The 22390-nt window shown below is 60.2% G+C and carries 22 protein-coding genes; 8 read left to right on the top strand and 14 right to left on the bottom strand.

Annotation, left to right across the window (positions count from 1 at the left end; translation table 11 throughout):
* Positions 1–25: 25 nt before the first annotated feature.
* Positions 26–340, bottom strand: coding sequence for a hypothetical protein (locus tag M0H32_RS15740; RefSeq protein WP_248155674.1), 315 nt, complete (start codon positions 338–340; stop codon positions 26–28).
* 207 nt (positions 341–547) lie between these two features.
* A complete protein-coding gene (locus M0H32_RS15735) occupies positions 548–1306 on the bottom strand; it encodes a LexA family protein (RefSeq protein WP_248155672.1) in 759 nt (252 codons plus the stop codon).
* Between the two features lie 198 nt (positions 1307–1504).
* On the opposite strand from M0H32_RS15735, the gene M0H32_RS15730 reads away from it, so the two are divergent.
* The 5 genes from M0H32_RS15730 (at position 1505) to M0H32_RS15710 (ending at position 3492) form a co-directional block, all read left to right on the top strand.
* Positions 1505–1849: a hypothetical protein gene (locus M0H32_RS15730; protein ID WP_248155670.1), complete on the top strand. Its 345-nt coding sequence runs from the start codon at positions 1505–1507 to the stop codon at positions 1847–1849.
* Positions 1849–2265: a hypothetical protein gene (locus tag M0H32_RS15725; protein WP_248155668.1), complete on the top strand. Its 417-nt coding sequence runs from the start codon at positions 1849–1851 to the stop codon at positions 2263–2265. The genes M0H32_RS15730 and M0H32_RS15725 overlap by 1 nt, the downstream gene beginning before the upstream one ends.
* Before the next feature lie 150 nt (positions 2266–2415).
* Entirely contained in the window at positions 2416–2580 is a 165-nt protein-coding gene (locus M0H32_RS15720; RefSeq protein WP_248155666.1) for a hypothetical protein, read from the top strand.
* A 94-nt stretch (positions 2581–2674) separates the two neighbouring features.
* Positions 2675–3040, top strand: a complete 366-nt coding sequence (locus M0H32_RS15715; protein ID WP_248155664.1) for a DUF6362 family protein — start codon at positions 2675–2677, stop codon at positions 3038–3040.
* A gap of 158 nt (positions 3041–3198) precedes the next feature.
* Positions 3199–3492, top strand: coding sequence for a DUF6916 family protein (locus M0H32_RS15710; RefSeq protein WP_248155663.1), 294 nt, complete (start codon positions 3199–3201; stop codon positions 3490–3492).
* Positions 3493–3520: 28 nt separating this feature from the next.
* On the opposite strand, the gene M0H32_RS15705 is transcribed toward M0H32_RS15710, so the two are convergent.
* The 5 genes from M0H32_RS15705 to M0H32_RS15685 all read right to left on the bottom strand — a co-directional run bounded on the left by M0H32_RS15705 (position 3521) and on the right by M0H32_RS15685 (position 6938).
* Entirely contained in the window at positions 3521–4066 is a 546-nt protein-coding gene (locus tag M0H32_RS15705; RefSeq protein WP_248155661.1) for a GNAT family N-acetyltransferase, read from the bottom strand.
* On the bottom strand, positions 4063–5286 hold the full coding sequence (locus tag M0H32_RS15700; RefSeq protein ID WP_248155659.1) for a PLL family lectin: 1224 nt from the start codon (positions 5284–5286) through the stop codon (positions 4063–4065). Before M0H32_RS15700 ends, M0H32_RS15705 begins: the two co-directional genes overlap by 4 nt.
* 68 nt (positions 5287–5354) lie before the next feature.
* A complete protein-coding gene (locus M0H32_RS15695; RefSeq protein ID WP_248155657.1) occupies positions 5355–5882 on the bottom strand; it encodes a phage tail protein in 528 nt (175 codons plus the stop codon).
* 9 nt (positions 5883–5891) lie between these two features.
* Entirely contained in the window at positions 5892–6410 is a 519-nt protein-coding gene (locus tag M0H32_RS15690; RefSeq protein ID WP_248155655.1) for a phage tail protein, read from the bottom strand.
* A 15-nt stretch (positions 6411–6425) separates the two neighbouring features.
* Positions 6426–6938 (bottom strand): phage tail protein, encoded by a 513-nt coding sequence (locus M0H32_RS15685; RefSeq protein WP_248155653.1) that lies wholly within the window; start codon positions 6936–6938, stop codon positions 6426–6428.
* Positions 6939–7494: 556 nt separating this feature from the next.
* Here M0H32_RS15685 and M0H32_RS15680 point away from each other — a divergent pair.
* Positions 7495–13128: a choice-of-anchor D domain-containing protein gene (locus M0H32_RS15680; RefSeq protein WP_248155651.1), complete on the top strand. Its 5634-nt coding sequence runs from the start codon at positions 7495–7497 to the stop codon at positions 13126–13128.
* A gap of 27 nt (positions 13129–13155) precedes the next feature.
* On the opposite strand, the gene M0H32_RS15675 is transcribed toward M0H32_RS15680, so the two are convergent.
* The 7 genes from M0H32_RS15675 to M0H32_RS15645 form a co-directional block, all read right to left on the bottom strand.
* Complete coding sequence (locus M0H32_RS15675; RefSeq protein WP_248155649.1) at positions 13156–13905, bottom strand: ATP-binding cassette domain-containing protein; 750 nt, start codon at positions 13903–13905, stop codon at positions 13156–13158.
* On the bottom strand, positions 13902–15113 hold the full coding sequence (locus tag M0H32_RS15670) for an alanine racemase (RefSeq protein WP_248155647.1): 1212 nt from the start codon (positions 15111–15113) through the stop codon (positions 13902–13904). The genes M0H32_RS15675 and M0H32_RS15670 overlap by 4 nt, the downstream gene beginning before the upstream one ends.
* Positions 15114–15125: 12 nt before the next feature.
* Positions 15126–16079, bottom strand: a complete 954-nt coding sequence (locus M0H32_RS15665) for an ABC transporter permease (RefSeq protein ID WP_248155645.1) — start codon at positions 16077–16079, stop codon at positions 15126–15128.
* 60 nt (positions 16080–16139) lie between these two features.
* Positions 16140–17210: a substrate-binding domain-containing protein gene (locus M0H32_RS15660; RefSeq protein ID WP_345779332.1), complete on the bottom strand. Its 1071-nt coding sequence runs from the start codon at positions 17208–17210 to the stop codon at positions 16140–16142.
* 25 nt (positions 17211–17235) lie between these two features.
* Complete coding sequence (locus M0H32_RS15655) at positions 17236–18495, bottom strand: M20 family metallopeptidase (RefSeq protein WP_248155643.1); 1260 nt, start codon at positions 18493–18495, stop codon at positions 17236–17238.
* Positions 18495–19709, bottom strand: coding sequence for an ROK family transcriptional regulator (locus tag M0H32_RS15650; protein WP_248155641.1), 1215 nt, complete (start codon positions 19707–19709; stop codon positions 18495–18497). The genes M0H32_RS15655 and M0H32_RS15650 overlap by 1 nt, the downstream gene beginning before the upstream one ends.
* 284 nt (positions 19710–19993) lie before the next feature.
* Positions 19994–20293, bottom strand: a complete 300-nt coding sequence (locus M0H32_RS15645; protein WP_248155639.1) for a hypothetical protein — start codon at positions 20291–20293, stop codon at positions 19994–19996.
* 69 nt (positions 20294–20362) lie between these two features.
* Here M0H32_RS15645 and M0H32_RS15640 point away from each other — a divergent pair, with 69 nt between their 5' ends.
* A complete protein-coding gene (locus M0H32_RS15640; protein ID WP_248155637.1) occupies positions 20363–20836 on the top strand; it encodes a hypothetical protein in 474 nt (157 codons plus the stop codon).
* Positions 20785–22380 (top strand): hypothetical protein, encoded by a 1596-nt coding sequence (locus M0H32_RS15635; RefSeq protein ID WP_248155636.1) that lies wholly within the window; start codon positions 20785–20787, stop codon positions 22378–22380. The genes M0H32_RS15640 and M0H32_RS15635 overlap by 52 nt, the downstream gene beginning before the upstream one ends.
* Positions 22381–22390 lie beyond the last annotated feature (10 nt).

Below are 22390 nucleotides of genomic sequence, written 5' to 3'. Positions count from 1 at the left end.
TGAACCGGGCCCTGGCTGAAAGGCCTCAGGCGGCCACCAGGACGGAGACCCCGGCGCGGTGGCCGTCCAAGCGTTCTTCGTGATAATCCGACCAGTCCGGCTCCACTGTTCCGATCTCCGCCGGAAACGCCGCCGCCAGGACGTCACCGGTAACGTCGTTGCACCAGCCCTCCGCCGGGTTGAATTCCAGTATGGCGCGGACATTCTCCAGCTGACCGGCCCGCAAGTCCCGGATAATCTGGGGAAGGCTCATTTCGTCCAGCTCCATCTCCGGCGTGTAGAGGCATTTTCCAAGATCGGAAATGACTGAATAAAAGCTCCTGTCGAGGTTCAAACTCATTAAATCCTCCCAAATACTCTATATGCAAGTATGTACGCATTTTGCGTATATGTCAAATTTTGCGTATGTGATATGTCGGCGAGCGGGTCTTGGGTGTCCGGCGAAGGGGAGGTGGCGCGCGCGCGATTTTGCCTTGTCATCGCGCGCCGGCGCTGGCATCGGATCGACGCTGGCGAAGACAGTCGGTCAGGTGTTTCGGCGCGGGTTTCAGACGATCTGGCGGATGACGCTAAGGATCTTGGCGATGATGCGGACTTCGGTGGTTTCTTCGTCATGCTCGTCGAAGATGACCGGTTCCTGGAAGCGCGGATCGTCGGACTCAGGCCGCAGTTCGATCATGCCATTGCGGCGGACAACGCGCTTGGCAGTGCGTTCGATCGTGTGGCCGCCGTCCCGGGACCGTTCCACAACGACAAGGTCGCCGGATTTCATTTCAATTCCGGCTTCCAGATAGTCGAGGCACAGGATGAAGTCGCCGTCCTGGGCAATCCGATTCAAGCTTTCGCCTTTTATTTCAAGAAGATATTGGCTTTCACTCGGGAATCGGAGGTCTCCCGCGATGCTGGTTTCCCGGATTGCATCGGTCTCGAAAAGACCGGCTTCCATCCAAAGACCCGCCGCAACCTGGCCCTTGAGATCCAGGGCGACGGCTGCTCTTGAGGGGGCACTTGCGGCTTCCAGATCCGTCAGCGAAGTCGGAGCGAGAGCCAGGATGTCGTCCCGGCTGATGGGTCTTTCGCCCTTGCCGATCAGGACCGGCAGCAATTTGGCGACGAAATCCGCCGGCAGAGCCGGCTTGGCGTAGTCGGGGCTGAAATAGCGCTGGATAGACGACGCATTCTGATAGCCCATCGCGCGGGCGATCGCACGGATCGACAGGCCGCTGCGGTCCTTCAGTTCCACAAGCTGAGCCGATGGGGCGGATTGTGTGTTCGTCTCCATGGCAGCGTCGATCCAATGCGTCATTTACATACGTCATAGCAGCAAATTTGTATGGAGTAAACGTTGACACTTGTACGCATAAAGCGTACATCAGATTTGTGTCGTTAGTAATAGCGTTGGAGCGACGATGACTGTCAAACGGATCGCCCTGAGGAGGGTGGAGAAAGGGATCGGCGCGCTGGTCTCAAGGGTCTGCAGAACCGGAAAACGGGAGCGCTTGTCATGAGAAACATCGAGGACGAAATCGATGCCGCCCGGGCCAAGGTCGCCCATTGCAGGATCCGGGCGGAACGGCCCGGCTCCCGGTTGGAAGACGATTTTGCGCTGGAAAAGGCGCGCAACAGGCTTCTGACCCTGGAGCTGAGACACTTGAAGCTGGGCCAGGAGCAGAGGCCGGCAACATCAAAGGGGACGACAGGTCCGGCCCGGCATGGGACCGGACGAAGCGCGGGATTTGAAGCAAGAAGAACAAAGCATGAACAAATGCCAAGAACGGCGCGGGAGCGCGCCGAAGAGGCCTTTGCGACCCTGCGCAAGCCGCAGACCGGTAAACAGGAGGTGGTGTGATGGCATCAGGTGCAGTGGTCGACAGGATCGCCGCCGAATTTGGCGTGCATTTCGTCGCGCACACAAGACGGGCAGAGGGCCGGCATCAATCCAAGGCGCGACGCACCTGTCAGACGCTTCTGAAGAAGCACGGTCCGGAGCATTTGCGGCTGGTCTTCGGCCTGATCAATACCGCGGAAAACCGCGGCAACTGGTCTGCGCCCTGTTTTACCGCGGTGTCCTGGCTGGTGCTCAACAAGCCGGACTGGGTCGACCGGCAGGGGTTTCTGGATCACTTCGACAGGATCGATCTTCAGGCGCTTCTGGCGGTTGCCAAACAGCTGAATCCAGCTGCTCCGACGGTGACGATGTCAGTCCTGCTTTCCTATGAGCTGGACCGGCAAATGGGCGGTGGTTTACGGGAGCAGGCGGCATGAAAGCAGTTGTCAGACAAATTCGGTTGATTACACTGCGCGGGTCAATCAACGGCTGTGTTGCGTGTCCGGCGGTCGGCGAGCCAGCTTTGCGGTGCGTCGTGGGTGAGATTGGCGAGAGGCATATTTTTCAAGGGTTTGGGAAGCGGCAGGATGAACAGCTATCTCACCAAGGCGCAATTGCACGCCTTAGAACGCGGTGCCGAAGCGTGCCGGAACGGCAAATCCCGGGACGAAAACCCCTATCCGCCGCAGGCCGACTATTACGGTTTCTGGGAAGAAGGGTATCTCAAGCAGCAGGGTGGCCGCAGCAATTAGGCTGGCAAGTCGTCTGGCTCCTTCTCCCGTTTCAGTCGACAGAATTGACCCGGCATCTCGCCGGGCGTTCGACCGGGTTTGCCAAGGAGATAGTATGACAACCAATGCTCCGGACATGGTGATGGAACGGCTGGTCGAGGCGGTTGAAGTGATCGCGGCGACAGGCAAGGGCGACGGACCGAAAGCCGTTCTGGCGGCCTGGCCAGATTACCGGCGCAAGGCTTCCAGACGCCGGCGGTCCTATTCTCCCCGGGAGATCAGCCGGGCCGAGGAAGCAATCACCTGGTTCTCGCTTGTCGAGGATCCCGAAGCCCGGCGGGCGCTTCAGTTCGAAGTCATGTGCAAGGCAGGCGCTGGAAAGTTCAGCCGGATCTGTGACAAGTATGGATGGAAACGCTCGACTGTGACCAGCCGCAACAAGGTGGTCTTGAAGGGGCTGGCGGACAGAGTGGCCAGCTGATCGACCAATAGCGTCGATGCCGATCGGCGTTTGTGCGGTGTTTCGACATGCGATGCAGGTGGCGGAAAAAAAGCCTTTTGCGGTTGAGTGCCGCCTGCTTTACAACTTTTCGAGAAGGCGCCCTTCCTGGGGCGTGAACCGGAATTCAGGAGAGCCAAATGACGGACCTTAAGACACTGACCATCCAGGACTTCGAAAAGCTGGTGGACACGGCGTTCGAGGTCCGCTCGGCGGAAGCCGGGCTTCAGCTGTCTCTGGTCGAGGTCAAGGCGATGGGGGCCGGCGCGCGTGATGGCGGCGCTTTCTCCGTCCTGCTGCAGGGGCCGCCGGAGCCGGTTCTCGAGCAATCGATCTACACATTGTTTCAGCCGGATTTGGGGGAGCAGGATCTTTTTCTGGTTCCCGTCGCCGAAAAAGACGCCGGCATCCAGTATGAGGCCGTTTTCACCTGAGACATGAAGGTGTCATCTGGCGTGGCGGTCAACTACAAGGATGCGCCAGCAGATCATAGACACCCTTGTCTTCCAGCTTTTGGAAACCGAGCCGCCGGTACAGCCGCATGGCCGGGTTTTCCTTTTCGACATGAATGCTGAGGGATTTACCGGCTGAGGCCGCCTCGTCGATCAGGTCTTCCAGAATGGCCTGGCCGATGCCGTGGCCCCGCACCCGCGGTATCAGCGCAATGTCGATGATGCGGTGTTCCTGGTCCCAGCGTTCCAGATAAAGCCGGCCGATGGGCGCGGCCTCCCGTTCGATGACAAGCCAGAGCGCATCCGGATAATGGGTTTGATAGTGCGTATGCTGGGCCTCGAACTGCATACCGATAAAGGCCTGTTTTTCAGCCTCGGTCCAGGGGGTCCGGTCGAGCTCGCTCTCCCGCGTCGACCGGTAAAGCGCTGCCAGAAAGGGGAGGTCTTCCTCGCTCATGGGGCGATAGGAAATGCCGATTGCCGCTGCGCGCGGGCACAGCGGCAATGCAAGTTCGGGCGCCGGATGCGGCAGGTCCATCGCGGCCGGGTCCGTCATGACGGATTGGGCGTGACGTCCTGGGTCAGGGCGATCGCGGACAGCGGGCCGCCGAGCGGGGTCCATGTTGCCGACCAGTGGGCGAGCGTCAACTGGTTCAGAACTGCCGCATCGCCGGTGCCGGTTTCAAGGGCAAACAGGCTGAGGCTGGTGTCCGCATTGGGTTGCAGCAGCAATGCGCTGTCATTGGCGACATGGGCAATGACCTGAGGTGCCGACCAGTTGTCGTCTGCGCCACCTGTCTGGTACTTGGCATAAACCGGGCTGTCCGCCCCCGAGCCGACCTGGGCCGCCAGATAAAGGCCGTTGTTGGATGACACCGAGACGGTCATGGTCTGGACAGGGGCGTTGAAAGACGCAAACAGGGCCCAGCTTGAAAACTGTTCGGAAGACACTTCCTGCTGGGACATGATGTAGATCTTGCTGCCGATGCGCGCGAAGATATGAACAAGCGCGTTGCCGTCAATGCCGCAGACGAGCTGCTCGAACCCTGTGAGCCCGCCGGCAATGTCCTTCCAGCCCAGCCAGCCTTCGGGCAGAAGCGGGCGGTCGCTGGACTGCATGTTCATGTAGGGTACGCTGTCCGCATTGATGCCGGCGAGAATGATCCGTCCGTCTGCATTCTGGGTGGCCGTGATGCTGCAAAGCGCGCCCGGAAGCTGCTGCCAATCCGCCCAGGGCTGGCTTGGCGGGATTTCGACCGGCACGGTGATTTCGACGGGCGTGTCGGTGCCCGGAGGCACGACCGTGATCGTCTCCATCTTGACCGTATTGACGTTCTGGAACTTCCACCAGATCGCATTGCCGGCTGCCGAACTTGTCACAAACACGTTCTGCCGGCCGGTGACGCCATTGATCAGGACCGTGTCGAGAAAATCCGGAACGCCGTCCGGCTTGCCGAGATCTTGGGGCGGGGCAAATCGCTCGGGCGCGTCCTGGTTCCGGCTTTCGCGAATATAGACGAGATTGCCCGACGCGCCGTCGGCGGCGAGAAGCGCGACATAGCCTTCCTGGGTGACCGAGGCGTTGAGAGGAGCGGGTTTGAAAACCGTCTGAGTAAGTTGCGTGAAATCGGCGGCAAAGCCTCCGTTTTCCTGGGTCTGGTCCTTGTATTCCAGCACGCCTCCAGGCGTCGTGGCGGCAAAGAAAATCCGGAAATAGCTGGGATCGGCCGTCACGTTGCCTTCGAATTCTTCTGAAGCAGCTTGTTCAACTGACATGATGCGTTTCCTTTATGCTGATCTGGAACCGGCCCCTTGGTTCGAGTGGCGATTCCGTTCTGCATTGGTTAGCTGCGGGAGGGGTAGAGGCCGACTAGCGCGATAATGTAGTTCAGCACAAGATAGGGCTGAACATTGGCGTGAGCCTGACTGCCTCCGGACGTCGACAAGGTTTCAGAGGCCATATCGACCTGATTGGTTGTCGTGTCGCTGTGGTAGAGACGGTCGGAGCCGGAACGCGCGAGAGAATGCGTTGTGCCCGGGTTCGGGAGATTGCCGACGTTCAGGTTTGCCCGGACCGTATGGCGATGTGACGGAATTTGTGCTTCCGTCAAAGTTACGGTTTCGACGCCGACCCTTTCGCCCAGCCGTCGAGCGGTCAGGCCCGGCCCCCGGCCCGGATGCATCGGGGCCCGGCCTTCAAGGTTCGGCAGGGCGGTTGTGCTTCTGCCATCGCCGCCGTAAGTGGTGCCGATCAGCGAAAAAAGTGCGGTGTGCTCGGCAATGGGCAAGAGCTGGCCATCGCAGAATGCCCATCCACGCGGCGCGAAGTTTCCGGCGAAAATTCGGATTTCAGCGATAAACGGTTCTGACATGGTCGCCTCCTAGTGCCGGCTCGGATAGATGCCAAAGAGAGCAATGATGAAATACACGCACAGCGTTGGCATCAAATTGGTGTGCGATTGTGATCCGCCGCTGTTGGCGATCATGTCCGATGCCATATCGATGTCCTGGTCTTCAGCGATGTAGAAGTTCACACCGTCTCCCTCGGCAGGGACGCGGCCTTGCGGATTGACTTCTTCACCGAGCGCGGTGTTCGCGTTGAAATCATGCGAATGACTGGCAAGCTGATTGGTTGTCAGCGTCTCCTTTTCAGCGCCACCCTTTGAGCCAAGTCGGCGCGGGCTGAGCCCTGGTCCTGTGCCTGCGTGGATCGGTATCCTGCCCCGCATGTCGGGGAGACCGAAGGTGGTGCGGCCATCGCCGCCATATATCGTGCCAAGAAGAGAAAAAAGCGCGTCATTCTGGGAAACGGCCAGCAGCTGGCCGTCACAAAAAGCCCAGCCGCGCGGCGCGAAATTTCCGGCGAACATACGGATTTCACCGACAAATGGTTCAGACATCCCGTGTCCTCCAGGTCAATTTCGTGAAGGGAAAAGCCCTTGCAGGGCGATGCAGTAATTCAAGGTGATGTAAGGCTGCATGTTGTTATGCGCCTGACCGCCGCCGGCATTGGTCACCGTTCCGGACCGCAAAGCTGTGTTGGTCGCGGCCGCTGGGGCCCTGTAGGGAAGATCGGGGGCGACTTCCGAGGCGAACAATGAGTCTTGCGGTGACCTGTTGTTGCCCACGGTAGACACGGCCTTCACCGTATGCGTATGGGCCGGGATCTCGGCCGCGGTCAGGGTAACTGTCTCCGCACCGCTTTTTTGGCCGAGGCGGTGACCTTCCGACCGGTGAACCGGCGTTCTGCCGCGCAGGTCCGGGAGCGCGAAAGAGGTGCGTCCATCGCCGCCATAGGTGGTTCCCAGAAGCGAATAGAGCGACTGGTTCTGATTGATCGGTAGGATCTGTCCGTCGGTGAAGGCCCATCCGCGCGGCGCGAAATTAAATCCGACAATTCGGACTTCGGCGAGAAAAGGTTCTGACATGTCCCCCCCAATTCTTCTCAAAGGAGAAGAATTTCTTGTATTAAGACTTGACCCTGGCGTCAGGCAAAACGGAATCCAAGGTTGTAATTTTAGAAAGATTCAGCAAATTCAATCGCAACTTTCACATGATTTTTTTTTATTTGCAATTCGAAAATGAGTCGAACTTTGAGAGTCTAGTCTTTTGTGACATCCGCACTATTAAATATTGAAGGTCTGGAAACAGCCCTCTTAGAGGGAATTTTGCTTCTTTAGATTGCAAATCTTACTAAATCTTACTGAAATTCTTATTTTACGAGTAAATTCAAGCCGGTGTCGAATGATGAACTGACAGGCTCCAAGTGGAGTTGTTGCTTCTGTGTGACACTTTGATTCTATTATAGGGTGAGGAAATCGCAATTATTTCTGTAAGATTGCAATTTGGATCAACTCGTTTTAGTTGTGTTCCCCGGTAACTCCTTTCACAAAGAAAACGGCTGCGGGGGCAGTCAGCAGTGAGTGCCAAATCAGGGGGATGACTGTGAGTGTCAGTGCAGTGGGAAGCGGTCGAGGACAGTTGATGATATGGCCGGGTTACCGGTTCTGGTCTGTCTTGATCGTCCGGACGCTGCTGACGGTAATCGCCGCCGCACTTACCTTGAGCGTTTTCGACCTGCAAAGCGCGCGCGCTGCCTGGGACGATTGTTCCAGTTTGTCGGTCACGACAGGGGGCGACCTGACTCTCGACATAACCAACGATACTTGCTCGACAACTGCCGTTGTTGACGGAACCTTTGATTACATAAACTTCGCGCCAGGGAGTGGCTCTTCGGTAACCATCGATCTCATAGGTATCGATGATCCATCGGGAGAATTTTCCAGCATCTCGATCGCGCACGATGGCGGCACGACCAACGTTTCCGACGGGACCAGTTTTGGTCAGGCCAATGATTTCTCGGGTGTCTTCAACTGTTCGTCCGGATGTACGGTTTCGGGCAACTACGATGCGGCGCCGATCAGCGGTCCCTTTTCCGTAACCTACACGCAGAATGCCGGCAGCGGGTCGGTCGCTTCGGCGGCGCCAGAGATTTCGGTCTCGGCGGATATTGGAGGCGCGGTGTCGGATGGCGGCACCAACGCGCAGGGCACGCAGACTGCCGGTTCCACGGTGACTGTCACATATACCGTGACCAATTCCGGTACTGCCGACCTGACGATAGCGACGGCGACCTCTTCGTCGCTGAGCAACGTCACCGTCGATTCCATTGGCGCTCCCGGCTCAACGACCGTGACAAGCGGTGGCGGCACGACGACCTTCCAGGTGCAATACACGCCAACCCTCGCCGGAGCCTTCTCCTTCGGCCTTTCCTTTACCAACGACGACAGCGACGAGAACCCCTTCAATTTTACGGTCAGCGGCACGGCGACTGGTACGCCAGAGATCTCCGTTTCGGCGGATGTCGGCGGCGCGGTTGCAGATGGCGGTACAAATGCGCAGGGCACGCAGACCGCCGGTTCCACGGTGACAGTCACCTACACTGTTACCAACTCGGGCACGGATGATTTGACGATCGCCACAGCAACGTCGTCTTCGCTGAGCAATGTCACTGTCGATTCCATTGGTGCGCCCGGCTCCACCACAGTGACCGCCGGCGGAGGCACGACGACCTTCCAGGTTCAGTACACTCCGACCATCGCCGGTGCGTTTTCCTTCGGGCTGTCCTTTGTCAACGACGACAGCGACGAGAATCCGTTCAACTTCACGGTCAGCGGCACGGCGACTGGAGCACCGGAGATCTCCGTTTCGGCGGATATCGGCGGAGCGGTGTCGGATGGCGGCACCAATGCCCAAGGTAGCCAGGCCGCAGGTTCGACGGTAACCGTGACCTATACCGTGACCAACTCGGGCACGGACGACCTTACGATTGCCACAGCAACGTCGTCTTCGCTGAGCAATGTCACCGTCGATTCCATTGGCGCGCCCGGCTCGACCACCGTAGCGCCCAGCGGCGGGACAACGACTTTCCAAGTCCAGTACACGCCAACTCTTTCCGGAGCGTTCTCGTTCGACCTATCCTTTACCAACGACGACAGCGACGAGAATCCCTTCAACTTCACGGTCAGCGGCACAGGTACGGGCACACCGGAGATATCGGTTTCGGCGGATATCGGCGGCGCTGTGACGGATGGCGGCACCAATGCGCAGGGCACCCAGACCGCGGGATCCACCGTGACCGTCACCTACACCGTGACCAACTCGGGATTGGGTGATCTGACGATTGCCACAGCAACGTCTTCGTCACTCAGCAATGTCACCGTTGATTCCATCGGCGCACCGGGCTCGACGACGGTTACTGGTGGCGGCGGAACGACGACGTTCCAGGTCCAATACACACCGACGCTCGCCGGTGCGTTCTCTTTCGACCTTTCCTTTTCTAATGACGACAGTGATGAAAACCCGTTCAACTTCACGGTCAGCGGCACGGCGACAGGCGCTCCCGAGATTTCAGTTTCGGCGGATATAGGCGGTGCGGTGACGGATGGCAGCACCAATGCGCAGGGCTCCCAGACTGCAGGCTCCGCTGTCACGGTGACCTATACGGTGACAAACTCAGGGACCGGCGACCTGACGCTGGCAACGGCGACTTCTTCGTCGCTGAGCAATGTCACCGTTGATTCCATTGGCGCACCGGGCTCAACGACTGTGACGGGTGGCGGCGGCACGACAACGTTCCAGGTGCAGTACACACCAACACTTGCCGGTGCGTTCTCCTTCGGGCTGTCTTTTGTCAACAACGATGGTGACGAGAACCCGTTCAATTTCACTGTCAGCGGAACGGGCACAGGAACGCCCGAGATTTCGGTTTCGGCAGACATCGGTGGTGCGGTGACGGATGGCGGCACCAATGCGCAAGGTACCCAAGTGTCGGGATCCACAACCACCGTCACCTATACCGTTACAAACTCCGGCACTGACGACCTAACCATTGCGACGGCGACCTCGAACACGCTGAGCAATGTCACCGTCAATTCGATATCCGCGCCTGGCTCCACCACCGTCACCGCGGGCGGAGGCACGACAACCTTTGCCGTCCAGTACACTCCGTCGGCCGCCGGTGCGTTTTCGTTCAACCTGACCTTCGTCAACGATGACGCCGACGAAAACCCATTTAACTTCACAGTGAGTGGCACCGCGACGGCAGTGCCTGTCTTCACCCAGGCCTTTGCACCGTCCACGATCGTGATCGGCGGCACATCGACCGTCACCTTCACGATCGACAACTCCGCCAACGGATCGGCCGCGACGTCTCTTGATTTCACCGACAACCTGCCGTCGGGCGTGACGGTGGCGACACCTGCCAATGCATCGACCACCTGTACCGGCGGGACCATTACGGCGGTGAGCAGCTCGGGTGTCATCAGCTACACCGGCGGCACGGTCGGCTCTGGGGCGACCTGTACCGTCGCAGCCGATGTGACTGCGTCCAGCGACGGGGCCTATGTCAATACGACCGGGGATCTGACCTCCAGTCTCGGCAATTCGGGCACGTCCTCCGATACCCTGACGGTGTCCTCGCCCGAGATCGACGTTCAGCGTCCGGCCGGTACCTCGATTGCCGATGGCGGCACGGACAGCCAGGGCAGCGTCGTCGCGGGTGTGCAGCAGACCCTGACCTACACGATTGAGAACACCGGTACGGCGACCCTCACGATCACCGGCACACCGACCAGCACGGCCGCGAGCAATGTGAGCGTGGATACGATTTCGGCGCCCGGATCGAGCTCGCTCGCGGGCAGCGCAACAACCACCTTCACCGTTCAGTACACGCCGACGGCCGCCGGGGCGTTTTCCTTCGAACTGGATATCGTCAGTGACGATGCCGATGAGGGCACCTACGACATTCTGGTGAGCGGAACGGCCCTCGGGCCGGCCGAAATCGATGTGCAGCGCCCGGCGGGAACCTCGATCGCCGATGGCGGCACGGACAGCCAGGGCACCGTGACCTTCGGCGTGCAGCAAACGTTGACCTACACGATCGAGAACCTTGGCGGCGCAACCCTTACCCTGACGGGGACGCCGACCAGCGCAGCGGCCAGCAATGTGAGTGTGGATTCGATCTCGGCGCCGGGCTCGAGTTCCCTTGCGGGCAGCGCAACGACCACCTTCACCGTTCAATACACGCCGACGGCCGCCGGGGCGTTTTCTTTCCAGCTGGACATTGTCAGCGACGATGCCGACGAGGGGACCTACGACATTCTGGTGAGCGGCACGGCGTCAGGCGTTGCGGAGATCGAGGTGTCGTCCTCGGAGAGCGGCGCGATCACGGACGGCGGCACCGATTCCGTGTCCGGGACCGTGGCTGCAGGCTCGTCCGCGACGATCACCTATACGATCACAAACAGCGGCACGGGCGCGCTTTCCGTCACGACGCCGACCGTTGGCGCCAATGTGACCAGCACCACCAATGCGACGGTCAACAGTTTTGCGCTGAGTTCGACCACGGTTGCCAGCGGCGGTGGCACGGCGACACTCGAGGTGGATTACACGCCGACCGCCGCGGGCGCCTTCGGCTTCGACTTCAATTTCGTCAACGACGATACGGACGAGAACCCGTTCAACATCACCGTGAGCGGCACGGCGGCAAGCTCTGCCTCCGGACTGGCGGTGACCTCCGGTTCGGGGCAATCGACGGAAATCAACACGCAGTTCTCCGAGGTGCTCGTGGCCACCGTCACGGATGGCAGCAACAACGGTGTCGCAGGCGTGAGCGTGACCTTCACGGCGCCGGCCAGCGGGGCGTCGCTGACCTTCGCCGGTTCGGGAACCAATACCGAGACGGTGACCACCGGTTCCGACGGTACTGCCACCAGCTCGGCGATGACCGCCAATTCGACCGCGTCCAGCTATGACAGGGGCGCGCTCACCGCCTATTCGGTCTCGGCGAGTGCCGCCGGGCTGACAAGCGTGTCGTTCTCGCTGACCAATGAACGCGATGCCGAGGCGGATATCCAGAAGACCAAGGAAGTCATTGCATCCTTTGTCACCAACAGGGCCAATGCGATCGTCTCCGGTCAGCCGGACATCGTTTCGCGCCTGACCAATGGGCCCTTTGGCGGCCAGCGCGGCCAGAACGGGTTCAATTTCAACGTGACACCCTATTCGCAGTCCGGTGACTTTCAGTTCTCCATGAGGGCGTTCATGAACTCCCTGCAGAGCGGTTCACGTAGCGGGGAAGGTGACGAGGACACCGGTGCGGCCGGACTGGCGACAGCGGACCGGTACGCGGCCTTCGACAGCTTCAGTTCCACAGGCACGATGAGTTATACGGCGGTTGCGGCACCAGTCGCGGCGGAGGATGCCCTGGCGATCCTCAGCGGGACGAATGGTGCGGCTCCGACAGCAGGTGGCCAGGATGGTGGCCACGGCGGCAGCCCTCAGTCCGGCTGGGACTTCTGGGCCCAGGGCACGTTCGCCATCACCGACAACAACAGCAGCAACAGCCATACGGGTCTCCTGTTCGCCGGCGTCGACTACCGCTACAAGGACCGGGCCGTCTTCGGCCTTCTGGGGCAGCTCGACATCACCGAGGAGACCAACGGCGCGGCCAACACTTCTGCCAACGGCGTGGGCTGGATGGCCGGTCCCTACGCTGCGCTGCGTGTGCACCAGAATTTCTATCTGGACGGTCTGGCGACCTACGGCCAGTCCTACAACACCGTCAATGCGCTCGGATTGTTCGAGGACGACTTCCGGACCCAGCGTTTCCTGCTGCAGGGGGGGCTGACCGGTGACTTCAAGCTGACCGAAACCACGCGGGTCAGCCCGTTTGCGCGGATTACCTATTATTACGAAGAGCAGGACAGCTATACCGACACGCTGGGCCGGCTGATCCCGTCGCAGGATTTCGATCTCGGCCGACTGGAATTCGGACCGAAGGTGACCTGGGACCTGGTGCTGGACGACCGGCTTCTGTTCTCGCCGTTCCTGTCACTCTCCGGGATCTATGATTTCAACAAGCTGCAGGACGATCTGCCGACCGACGCGACGCTGGCTTCGTCGGACGAGGATCTGCGGGCACGGCTGGAAGCCGGCGCCGGGCTGTTGATCCCGGGCCGTGGCATCCGGATTTCGGGCGAGGGCTTCTTCGATGGCATAGGCACGGATGACTTCCGCTCCTATGGCGCGACGGTCAACGTGACTATCCCCTTCTGAGGCCCGTTCTGAGGTTTGGGTCCGGTGTTACGCCGAACCCGAGACACCGGTGATCATGGAAACGATCTCGTTCTTGTCGGTTTGGGCTGTTTCCCGCACACCGATCTGCTGACCGCGGCGCAGGACGCAGATGCGATCTGAGAGACGGAAGACCTGATCGAGCGAGTGGCTGATGATCAGGATGGCGAGGTTTTTCTCCTTTAGGGAAGCGACCAGCTTTTCCACCTTGGCGGTTTCGGCGACGCCGAGTGCCGCAGTCGGCTCGTCCAAGAGCACCAGCTTCGACGCCCAGTGGGTCGCGCGCGCAATGGCGATGCCCTGGCGCTGACCACCGCTGAGGTCCCGGATGGTGGACGTGGCGGAGGGGATGCGCACGTCGAGCTCGTCGACCAGCTGCTGGCAATCCCGGCGCATGCGCTTCTTGTCAAGCAGGCCGAAGGGCGGCTTGGTCAGCTCGCGGCCGAGAAACATGTTCATGTAGACCGGCTGCTGGTCGGCCAGCGCCAGATCCTGGTAGACGACCTCGATGCCCCGGCTGCGCGCCGAGCTGGCGTCGGAAAAACTGACAGCCTCGCCGTCCAGCCGGATCTCGCCGGTGGTCGGCTTGTGAACGCCGGAAATGATCTTGACCAGGGTGGATTTGCCGGCGCCGTTGTCGCCGACAAGGGCAACGATCTCGCCGGCTTTCAGATCGAGTGAAAAGTTCTCGATGGCGACCACACCGCCAAAGGCCTTGTGGATGTTGGTCAGGGAGAGAACGGGATCGCTTTTGTTCATTGCTGGAAGGCTCCCGGCCAGCTGACGGCATCGCCAAAGCCGTTTTCGATGGTGGTGACTTTCGGATTGTCCGTGCTGACGCCGGAGATGCCGGCAACAAGAGCCCGGGTGACAAAAGCCTGTCCGCGGAAGCCGAAGACGACCGTGTCACCGGAGGCAGGCGGCTTCGGGCCGGTCGCGTCGATCATGGCGTAATAGTCGATTGCCGAATAGTCGGGGATCTCGACGTCCAGTAGCGCCGAGCGGCTGGACGTCGGCTCGGAGGAAACCAGGGCCTGGACCTGATATTTCGGGAAGACCGGATCGATATAGAGCCCGCCGCCGAAACAATAGGCCTTGCCGCCATGGTGATGGGAGACCTCCGAGAGATAGAGAACGGCCGGATCTTCCGGCAGGTCCTCGACCGCGTGAAGCGGCGTGGTACCGTGGAGGCCGTTGCCGGGCTCGCACTGGGTGGCGCCGGCTTCGGCCAGTGCCGCCAGAACCGCCGAGGAGGTGGTGCCGGGGGCGTTGATCTCGATGGACGACCGTCCGGCCTTTGCCAGGGCCTCGGCGGCGCGGCCGAGAGTGGCAAGGTTCGGAGTCGGCTTCACCTTGCGGGTGTCGAGATCGAAGAGCAGAGCCGGGAAGGTGGTGATGCCGGCGAAGGCTCCACCGTCGAGGGCGTCCAGCCGGGCGGCCACTTCGACGACGTCCTCGGCGGCAAAACCGCCTTCGTGGCCCCGGTAGAAAGTGTCGCCCTCGGTCTGGATGCGGGCGAGAAGCTGTTGGGTCCGGCCTGCGGCCTTTGCCGCGCTGGCGGCTTCGGCGGCCTTTTCATCGGAAAAGACCGTCCAGTAATCCGGCTGCAGTTGCGCTGCGGCAAAGGCTGCCTCCTGGCGGGGGACCTGAACCAGATGACCGAGATGCCCGGTCTTCAAGCCGGCGCGGTCGCAAGCGACGGCGCAGGCCATGTCGACGGCGACCGAGCGGTCGATGCCACCTTTCATGACCGCCTGGCAAAAGCCGGAGTGACGGCCGACCTGTTTGGTCATGGCGAAGGTTTTGAGATCGTGTCTGGACGCTTCGTTCTGAAAGAGGCGAGCGTTGTTTTCCACCGCATCAAGGTCGAGTACATAGGCATTGGCTGGGATCTTTCCCTGCTGATGCAGGGCCATCGCCGCTTCGATGAAGGCCGGGTTGCGGCGGATCAGGGTGTCGAGAAACATGAGGATCTCCGGTTACCGGCTGGCGTCGCGCAGCGAGACGGCGACGGCGATGAGGATGATGAGTCCGCGGACGATCATCTGGTCGGACACATCCAGCCCCATCAGGATGAGGCCGTTGTTGAGCATGCCCATCAGAAGCGAGCCGAGCAGGGCGCCGATGATCGAGCCCTTGCCGCCATTGAGGGCGGTGCCGCCAACGATGACGGCGGCGATCACGGTCATCAGGTCGCTTTCGCCGAGCGTGTATTTGGCGGCCTGCAGGCGGCCGGCATAGAGCAGTCCGGCAAGGCCCGCCATGGTGCCGCAGAGCATCAGCACGCCGAGGCGGATGCGTGGCACCTTGATGCCGGAGACCTGGGCGGCGCGTGCGTTGTCGCCGGTGGCCAGCACATGAGCGCCGAAGCGGGTGTTGCGGTAGACGATGTGGCCGATGGCGACGGCAACCACGGTCCAGATGACCAGCGAGGGAACGGAAAACAGGGAGCCGGAGCCGAAGATGCCGGTGAACGTGTCGTTCAGCACAGGGATGGAGCGCAGGTCCGTCATTGAGCGTGCGATGCCTGCGAAGAGTCCCATGGTCGCAAGCGTGACCAGGAAAGAAGGCAGGCGCAGATAGGCGACGAGGACCCCGTTGATGGCGCCGATCAGGGCGCCGGCGCCGAGGCCGGCCAGAACGCCGACCGCCATCGGGTAGGACTGCATGGCAACGGCGGCGGAGAGCGCGGAGACCGCCACCACCGAGCCGAAGCTGAGGTCGATTTCTCCGGCGGAGAGGGCAAAGACAAGACCGATTGCCATGATCGTGGCCGGGGCGGTCTGCAGGACGATGTTGGTCAGGTTCCGGCTGGTCAGAAAGCCGTCTCCATGAAGCGTGATCGCGAAGAACAGGAAGATCGCCAGGAAGCCGAGATATATTACGGACCGCTGAAGATCCAGGCGCTGCAGGCGCGCTGCGATGGTGGTCATATCAGTCTCTTTGCTGCAAGAAGTGCCGGCGGGCAGGGAGCCTGCCCGCCGCATTGCCGGTCACTGCGCGGAGGATACGCTTGCCGGCGCGTCGATGTTCAGCGACTTTTTCCAGCCTTCCTGGACCGTGTCGGCGGTCACGGTGATGGCCGGGGCGGTCACGAAGGGGGGAACGTCCTTGCCGGCAAGACGCAGGGCGGCGGCCGCCGCCATGGCCCGTCCGAGCTCATAGGCCTCGTCGGCGACGATGGCGGCGACGTTGCCGCCGCGGACCATGTCGAGGGCAACCGGTTCTGAGAGATCGAGCGTGACGATCTTGGTGGTCTTGTTGCCATTGGCACGCAGGGCTGCCAACACACCTTCGGCCGGACCGGCCCAGGTCACGTAAATGCCGCCGAGATCCGGGTTTTTCAAAAGCATGGCATTGGCGATTTCCTCGGCGCGGGCCGGGTCGCTGATGCCCTGTTCGGCGACGATCGAAATGTCCGGATAGTCGTTTTCAATGGTTGTCTTGAAGGCATTGTCGCGCTGGTTGGTCACGTAATAGTCGGCGTCGTGATAGATCCAGCCAACGGTGCCCTTGCCGCCCATGGCGCTTGCCAGTGCGTCGGCCGCCTGTTTGCCCATCTGGAAGAGATCGTCGGTGACGATGGCCGCGTAGTCGCGCGGATGCTCGTAGCCGGCCGGCAGGTTGGACAGGAACACCAGAGACACGCCGCCATCGCGGGCTTCCTTGAAGGCGGCCGCGGAGGTCACCGGGTCAAGCGGCAGCGACAGGATGATGTTCGGTTCCTTGGCCAAGGACGTTTCGATGTCGCTGCGCTGTTTGGCGGCGTCAAAACCGGCGCTGGTGGTGGCGACGACCTCGATGCCAAGCCGGTCGAACTCGTCCCTGGCACCGGCGCTGACGGCGTTGACGAAATCGGACTGGTCGTGCCAGAGCAGGGCCGCCTTGTAGCCGGCGCCGCGAATGGCTTCCAGGCTGTCGGCGCCGACAACGACCTCCGCGGACGGGGTTGCCGTTTCGCCGCCAGGCCCAATGGTTTGTGCCATGGCCGACGGCGAGAGTGTTGTGACGCTCATCAACCCGAACAGGGCGGATGCCGCCAGGTATTTTGCTGCAGATTTCATGTCGGTACCCTCTGGTTGTTAGTTGTTACCGTGCTTCTTCCAGGCCGCAATAGTCGGCCACGAACAGCGCAAAAGCCCTGACGGCCGCCAGGTAGCTTTCCACCTCGATACGCTCTTCGAACGTGTGCGCCAGGGCGATGTCGCCGGGGGCGCAATAGACCGTCGGGCAGCCGATCTCGTTGACGAGAAAAGGCATTTCCGACCAATAGGGCGCGCCGCCAAGCGCGCCGCCCGAATCCAGGACGTCGCTGACACAGCGCGACAGCTGGCGGGCGTCCGGATCATCGGGAGCGATTTCGACCGGCGAACCGCCGAACTTGTGATCGCGGCCAGCCGTGTAATCGATTTTCAAGGTGATGCCGTCGGCGACCGGTGCGGCCCGGAGAACGCCTTCAAGGACCCTGACGGCTTCATCGAGGTCCTCGCCCGGGCGCAATTTGCGGATCAGGGAAAACCGGCACTCGCCGGGCACAGCGATATAACCGCCGCCTTGAATGTCCGTAACGAGGATCGAAGAGGCGCCGACAAGCTCGTGTTTCAGTCCAGCCGCCAGCTCGGCTTCATGCTCCCAAATCCGTTCAAGGACAGCATGAGTGGCCTTCAAGGCATCGGTGCCGAGTTCCGGCGTGCCGAAATAGGCGGATTTGCCGGTCACGGTAACGTCAGCGATGAAAAAGCCGATCTGGGCGGTGTAGACATCCAGTTTTGTCGGCTCGACATAGACGGCGAAATCCGGTTTGGCGATCTCGCCGGCACGCACACGCTTTACCAGGTCATGAGCACCGGCGCTGACGCCAGTGCCGGGTTCGCCGCTTTCCTCGTCGCCGATGAAGGCAAAGGAGAGCCCGCCTCTGGGCCGGTAGCCGGCCCGTTGCAGCAGGCGGAGACCGGCAAGGGCCGCGCAGATGCCGCCTTTCAGGTCACATGCGCCACGCCCCCAGATGTCGCCGTCTATGAGCGCGCCGGAGAACGGGCTTTGCTGAGGTGCGCCTTGCCAGTTGTCTTCCCAGCCACGCACATGGACCGTATCGGTGTGGCCGAGGAACATGAGCCGTTTGGCATCCATAACGTCTGGTATCGTCTCGCCCCAGACATTCAGCCGGCCGGGCAGGAAGTCGCCTGAACCTGTTTGAAGGCCAAGCGTTTCCATCTGTGCCTTGAGAAAGGACGCAAATCCGGTCTCGTTGCCGGTGACGCTGTCGATACCGATGGCGTCCTGCAAAAGTTTCAGATCGGCATCGCGGTCCTGGGCAGCGGCCAATTGCCGGAGGAGGGCGTCCCGCATCAGGCCGCTCCTTTCCTGAAGGTTTCGATCGAGGGTGGCGGGACGGCGATTTCGACGCCCTTGAGACCCTCCGTGAACAGAGACAGGTGCAACCGGGACAGGGCGACTGAGGCACCGCCGGCGAGCGCGGCGTGATTGCCGAGCGTTGATTTTTCGATCTGGACGGGACGCGGGAAACAGGCCTTCAGATGTGTCTCGACACGTGTGAAGAGTTCGCCGCGCGCGCCGATGGAACCGCCAATCACGATGCAGGACGGGTCCAGGACCGCGGCAAGCGCGGCCATGACACGGGCCGCCTGACGGGCGGTCTGATCAAGGGTTGCACAGGCCGCTTCGTCGCCATTGTTGGCGGCGTCGAAGACGGCGGGCACGTCAAGGACCTTGCCGGTCTTGGCGGTGTAAAGGTCCGTGATGGCATGGGTTGCGGCGACGCGCTCCAGGGCACCGGTCTTAAGGCTTTCAGGCTCAAACGGATCGGCGCCGAAGGGCAGGTAGCCAATCTCGCCAGCCGCGCCGTTCAGTCCCCGGTGGAGCTGGCCTCCGATGACGATGCCGGCACCGATGCCGGTGCCGATGGAGACATAGACGAGGTCGTCCTTGTCGCCGCGTTTGGTAAGCCAATGTTCGCCAAGAGCCGCCAGATTGACGTCGTTTTCGACAAAAACCTCAATGCCGAGCTCGTCGCGCCACAGCGCGGGCGCGTCCAGGTCGCCGATGCCGGGAATGTTCGGTGCCATGCGGATCCGGCCGCTTGACGGATCGGGGGCTCCCGGTACACCAATCACGGCAATGCGCGGCAATTTCGAGGCTGTGCCGGCGTCGCTGGCGGTGCGCCGGATCAGGTCGGCAACCTGGTCGACCACGGCCTGACCACCGGCCTTGTCGGTCGGTTCAACCCGTTCGGAAACAACGGCACCGGTCAGGTTGCAGATGGCGACGCGGATCTTGGTGCCGCCGAGGTCGACGCTTGCCACGGAGGCCGCGTCCGGCACGATCTCGTAGACCACGGCACGCCGGCCGACATGACCCTCCGTCTGGCCGACCGTTCTGACCCAGCCTTCCTCTTCCAGGTTTCCGACGATCTCGGAGACCGTCTGCTTGGACAGACCCGTGATCTTGGAAACGCTGGCGCGGGAGATCGGGCTGTAGCTGGCAATTGCCTGAACCACGGCACTCAAGGACATGCGCCTGGAAATGTTGGACGGGTCGGCCAAGACTGCTACCTCATTAGTTCGTTCTATGACCGAACTAATTATAGTTTCGATTGTGAGTCAAGCCGGAAGTGCGGTGCCAGGTAAAACTGATTTGAGTTTGATGACGTTGAAGGGGAGGGCTCATCCGAACGCGAAAGAGCATTCGGCACGGACAAACGGGCTGCGCAAAAAAGTCGTGAGTGCGCACAAGGGGAAGGTTCCAGAACCCCTTGAATCGAACCGGAAAGCTAAAAAAGTAAATCTAAACAGATGGTTCAGCCGCGTTCGCCGATTGGACAGGTTCGTCAAAACTGCGATAAAACCGGGTGTAGTTGATAGAGTGAGAAATTCTGCCTGCCGCGTTTGAACACGCAGACCCGAGCAGCCGTGTCGGCATCGGTTTCAGTCAGTTGCGCGGTGTCGCGCCGAGGCAGATCGGCAATTCGAATTTCGTTTCGGGCGGCGGCGTCTTTCCCGTTTTGAAAGCCAGGCTGGATGCCAGGGTTATGATCGGTGGGCCTTTCAGCTATAGGTTGACAAGAGAACAATAAGTGAACAAGCTGGCGTTGTATCTGAAGAGATAGCCAGCGGACGAACGCTGGCAAGCTGGTCAGTTCCCCACACAACCAACGTGGCGCACAGGGACCAGCTGCTTTTACCGAAGGTCATTCGATATGAAGCTCAGGCTGATTGCTCTGTTTTGGTTTTTTGTATTTACAGTCTTCGCCAGAGGCGCAGACAGTGATTTTGCCATGCTTTTTTCTGGTGTCGATCAGATAAGGGACTATAGGATCTTTGTGATTGTCGGTATTACTGTCGATATAAGCTTTTGGGTAAATAATATTTATGTAGTGGTTTCATTTTTTCGGAGTGTGGTTTTTCTGAGAAATGTTGTTTCTACAATTATTCTATTGGTTGTCTTCATATTGAATGTGATCACCTTGGCGATGGCACTATATGCAAACACGATAGATAATCTTGATATGCACATGCATATCGATGAAGAGAGAATAATTACTCACATCGGTCTTGTTGTTTTGTTTTTGTATTTAAGTTTTTCAGGATATCGCAAAGAGCGAAGGGGAGAAAAATTTCAATGGACGCTCAAGGAGCTTGGAAAAAGCTCAAGGAAGGAAGATTTGTCTTAGACCGAAAACTGTTTCAGGATTGGTGGGACGAAAAGTTACCCAAAAATCTCATTGTTGGCGAAACGATTGCGTCTCAATTGCCGGGGCGACAAAACGGTGGCGCCGCAGATGCCTACAGGCACATTCTGTTGTCCGCCGAATGCACTCGCCGATATGGGCCGGATACTGCATTTTCAATCCTGACAGACCACGAACTGGACGCTGTGAATGGTGCCGACAATGGCCTCGACATGTGGAACAATTCCATCGGCATGCGGATCGGCCAATATGTTCGTGAGAACGACGGCGGCTGGGAAGATGTCGTCCGCCTGTCCCGAGCTGCAATCCACAGTTCGTTCGCCACAAACAGTTTCGCCGAGGTGGCAGGATGGAAAAAACGAAGGGCCGAAGAGGGCATTCGCAAGGCCTATCAGGACTATCTGGAAACATACAAGACTTCCCGGAAGTCGTGGGTGGTCGACCCGATGCCCTATTCCGATTTCGCCGAGCAATTTAATCAAGCATATGCGTTTCGTGCGCGGGACGGCGTGGTTGTGCTGGAAGGCGGCAAACTGACGCTGGAGCCGGCCGCGATGACGAGTTCAAAACACTGGCGCAAGCATCCCAATGTCATGGTCGACGGCAAAGAGGTGGAGCTGAACGTCAGTCAGTCGCAATTTCCCACAGATGCCTGGTTCGAAGGAAGCGGCTTTGTCTACGAGACGGGCAATGCCGCACCAAGCCTCCGTTTTTCACCGGACGAGCGCAGGCGGACCTTGCGCCAGGATTTCAGGGAATTTCCGCTTGGAAATGCACCGAGCCTGCCTGGTGCTGCACAAATACCGTGGCCGGAATTCGACAAGACACTGCCATCCGGCGGGATTGGTCTGCCATCCGAGCAGGACCCGGATGCCAGTCTTTTGTTTCAGTCCGGAGACCGAGCCGCGTTTGGCGACCAGGAGCGTGACCGAAGGGCCCAGGCGGGCCAGAACGGAGATTTTGATGTCGTTGGTCCAACTGGCGTCGCAGACCAAAGTCAGTTGGGTGAAAACGCCGGGAAAACCAAGGCGACTGCCCGAACATCCTTCGATAGGTTCCGAGCGCTCGGATCAGACGCCAAAATAGAAGCGAAGGCGTTGGCCGAATACCAAACGCTGCTCCGCCAGGCCTATGTGGAGATGGTGGGCGATGACGACGCCGCTGCAAATCTAGCGATTGAGCGTTTCAGCCGAACCTGGGGGCTCTCCGAGTTCTCTTCAGTTTCCCCTGGCACTGTTTTGAATTACCCTGCAGAAAAGGTCTATCCGGATGTCAATGGAGACAGTCACGCCTATTTGCGTACCGAAGCTGAACGCTATTTGCAGTCTTCCGGCCTATCAACCGGCCGGTGGTATCTTTCTCCGAACGACAAGACAGGATCGGATTGGCGGCAAGGAGGGAGAGATGCCGATGGTTTCGGTCCTCGTCTGACGCTGAGCTACGAAAGCGAAACGGGTGCACAGCTTGAGGTCACCGACCGCTTTCAGGCGCGGTTGCCAGGTGCACAAGCTGAGGCAGCGGCCTGACTGATCAGCG

Source organism: Roseibium sediminicola (assembly GCF_023156505.1).
In the GTDB taxonomy this organism is placed as follows: Bacteria; Pseudomonadota; Alphaproteobacteria; order Rhizobiales; family Stappiaceae; genus Roseibium; species Roseibium sediminicola.
This window is presented reverse-complemented; position numbering and strand designations above follow the sequence as displayed.

Coding starts and splice junctions, on each gene's coding strand:
- M0H32_RS15740 (WP_248155674.1), bottom strand. CDS start 340: ATGAGTTTGAACCTCGACAGGAGCTTTTATTCAGTCATTTCCGATCTT.
- M0H32_RS15735 (WP_248155672.1), bottom strand. CDS start 1,306: ATGACGCATTGGATCGACGCTGCCATGGAGACGAACACACAATCCGCC.
- M0H32_RS15730 (WP_248155670.1), top strand. CDS start 1,505: ATGAGAAACATCGAGGACGAAATCGATGCCGCCCGGGCCAAGGTCGCC.
- M0H32_RS15725 (WP_248155668.1), top strand. CDS start 1,849: ATGGCATCAGGTGCAGTGGTCGACAGGATCGCCGCCGAATTTGGCGTG.
- M0H32_RS15720 (WP_248155666.1), top strand. CDS start 2,416: ATGAACAGCTATCTCACCAAGGCGCAATTGCACGCCTTAGAACGCGGT.
- M0H32_RS15715 (WP_248155664.1), top strand. CDS start 2,675: ATGACAACCAATGCTCCGGACATGGTGATGGAACGGCTGGTCGAGGCG.
- M0H32_RS15710 (WP_248155663.1), top strand. CDS start 3,199: ATGACGGACCTTAAGACACTGACCATCCAGGACTTCGAAAAGCTGGTG.
- M0H32_RS15705 (WP_248155661.1), bottom strand. CDS start 4,066: ATGACGGACCCGGCCGCGATGGACCTGCCGCATCCGGCGCCCGAACTT.
- M0H32_RS15700 (WP_248155659.1), bottom strand. CDS start 5,286: ATGTCAGTTGAACAAGCTGCTTCAGAAGAATTCGAAGGCAACGTGACG.
- M0H32_RS15695 (WP_248155657.1), bottom strand. CDS start 5,882: ATGTCAGAACCGTTTATCGCTGAAATCCGAATTTTCGCCGGAAACTTC.
- M0H32_RS15690 (WP_248155655.1), bottom strand. CDS start 6,410: ATGTCTGAACCATTTGTCGGTGAAATCCGTATGTTCGCCGGAAATTTC.
- M0H32_RS15685 (WP_248155653.1), bottom strand. CDS start 6,938: ATGTCAGAACCTTTTCTCGCCGAAGTCCGAATTGTCGGATTTAATTTC.
- M0H32_RS15680 (WP_248155651.1), top strand. CDS start 7,495: ATGATATGGCCGGGTTACCGGTTCTGGTCTGTCTTGATCGTCCGGACG.
- M0H32_RS15675 (WP_248155649.1), bottom strand. CDS start 13,905: ATGAACAAAAGCGATCCCGTTCTCTCCCTGACCAACATCCACAAGGCC.
- M0H32_RS15670 (WP_248155647.1), bottom strand. CDS start 15,113: ATGTTTCTCGACACCCTGATCCGCCGCAACCCGGCCTTCATCGAAGCG.
- M0H32_RS15665 (WP_248155645.1), bottom strand. CDS start 16,079: ATGACCACCATCGCAGCGCGCCTGCAGCGCCTGGATCTTCAGCGGTCC.
- M0H32_RS15660 (WP_345779332.1), bottom strand. CDS start 17,210: ATGAAATCTGCAGCAAAATACCTGGCGGCATCCGCCCTGTTCGGGTTG.
- M0H32_RS15655 (WP_248155643.1), bottom strand. CDS start 18,495: ATGCGGGACGCCCTCCTCCGGCAATTGGCCGCTGCCCAGGACCGCGAT.
- M0H32_RS15640 (WP_248155637.1), top strand. CDS start 20,363: ATGAAGCTCAGGCTGATTGCTCTGTTTTGGTTTTTTGTATTTACAGTC.
- M0H32_RS15635 (WP_248155636.1), top strand. CDS start 20,785: ATGGACGCTCAAGGAGCTTGGAAAAAGCTCAAGGAAGGAAGATTTGTC.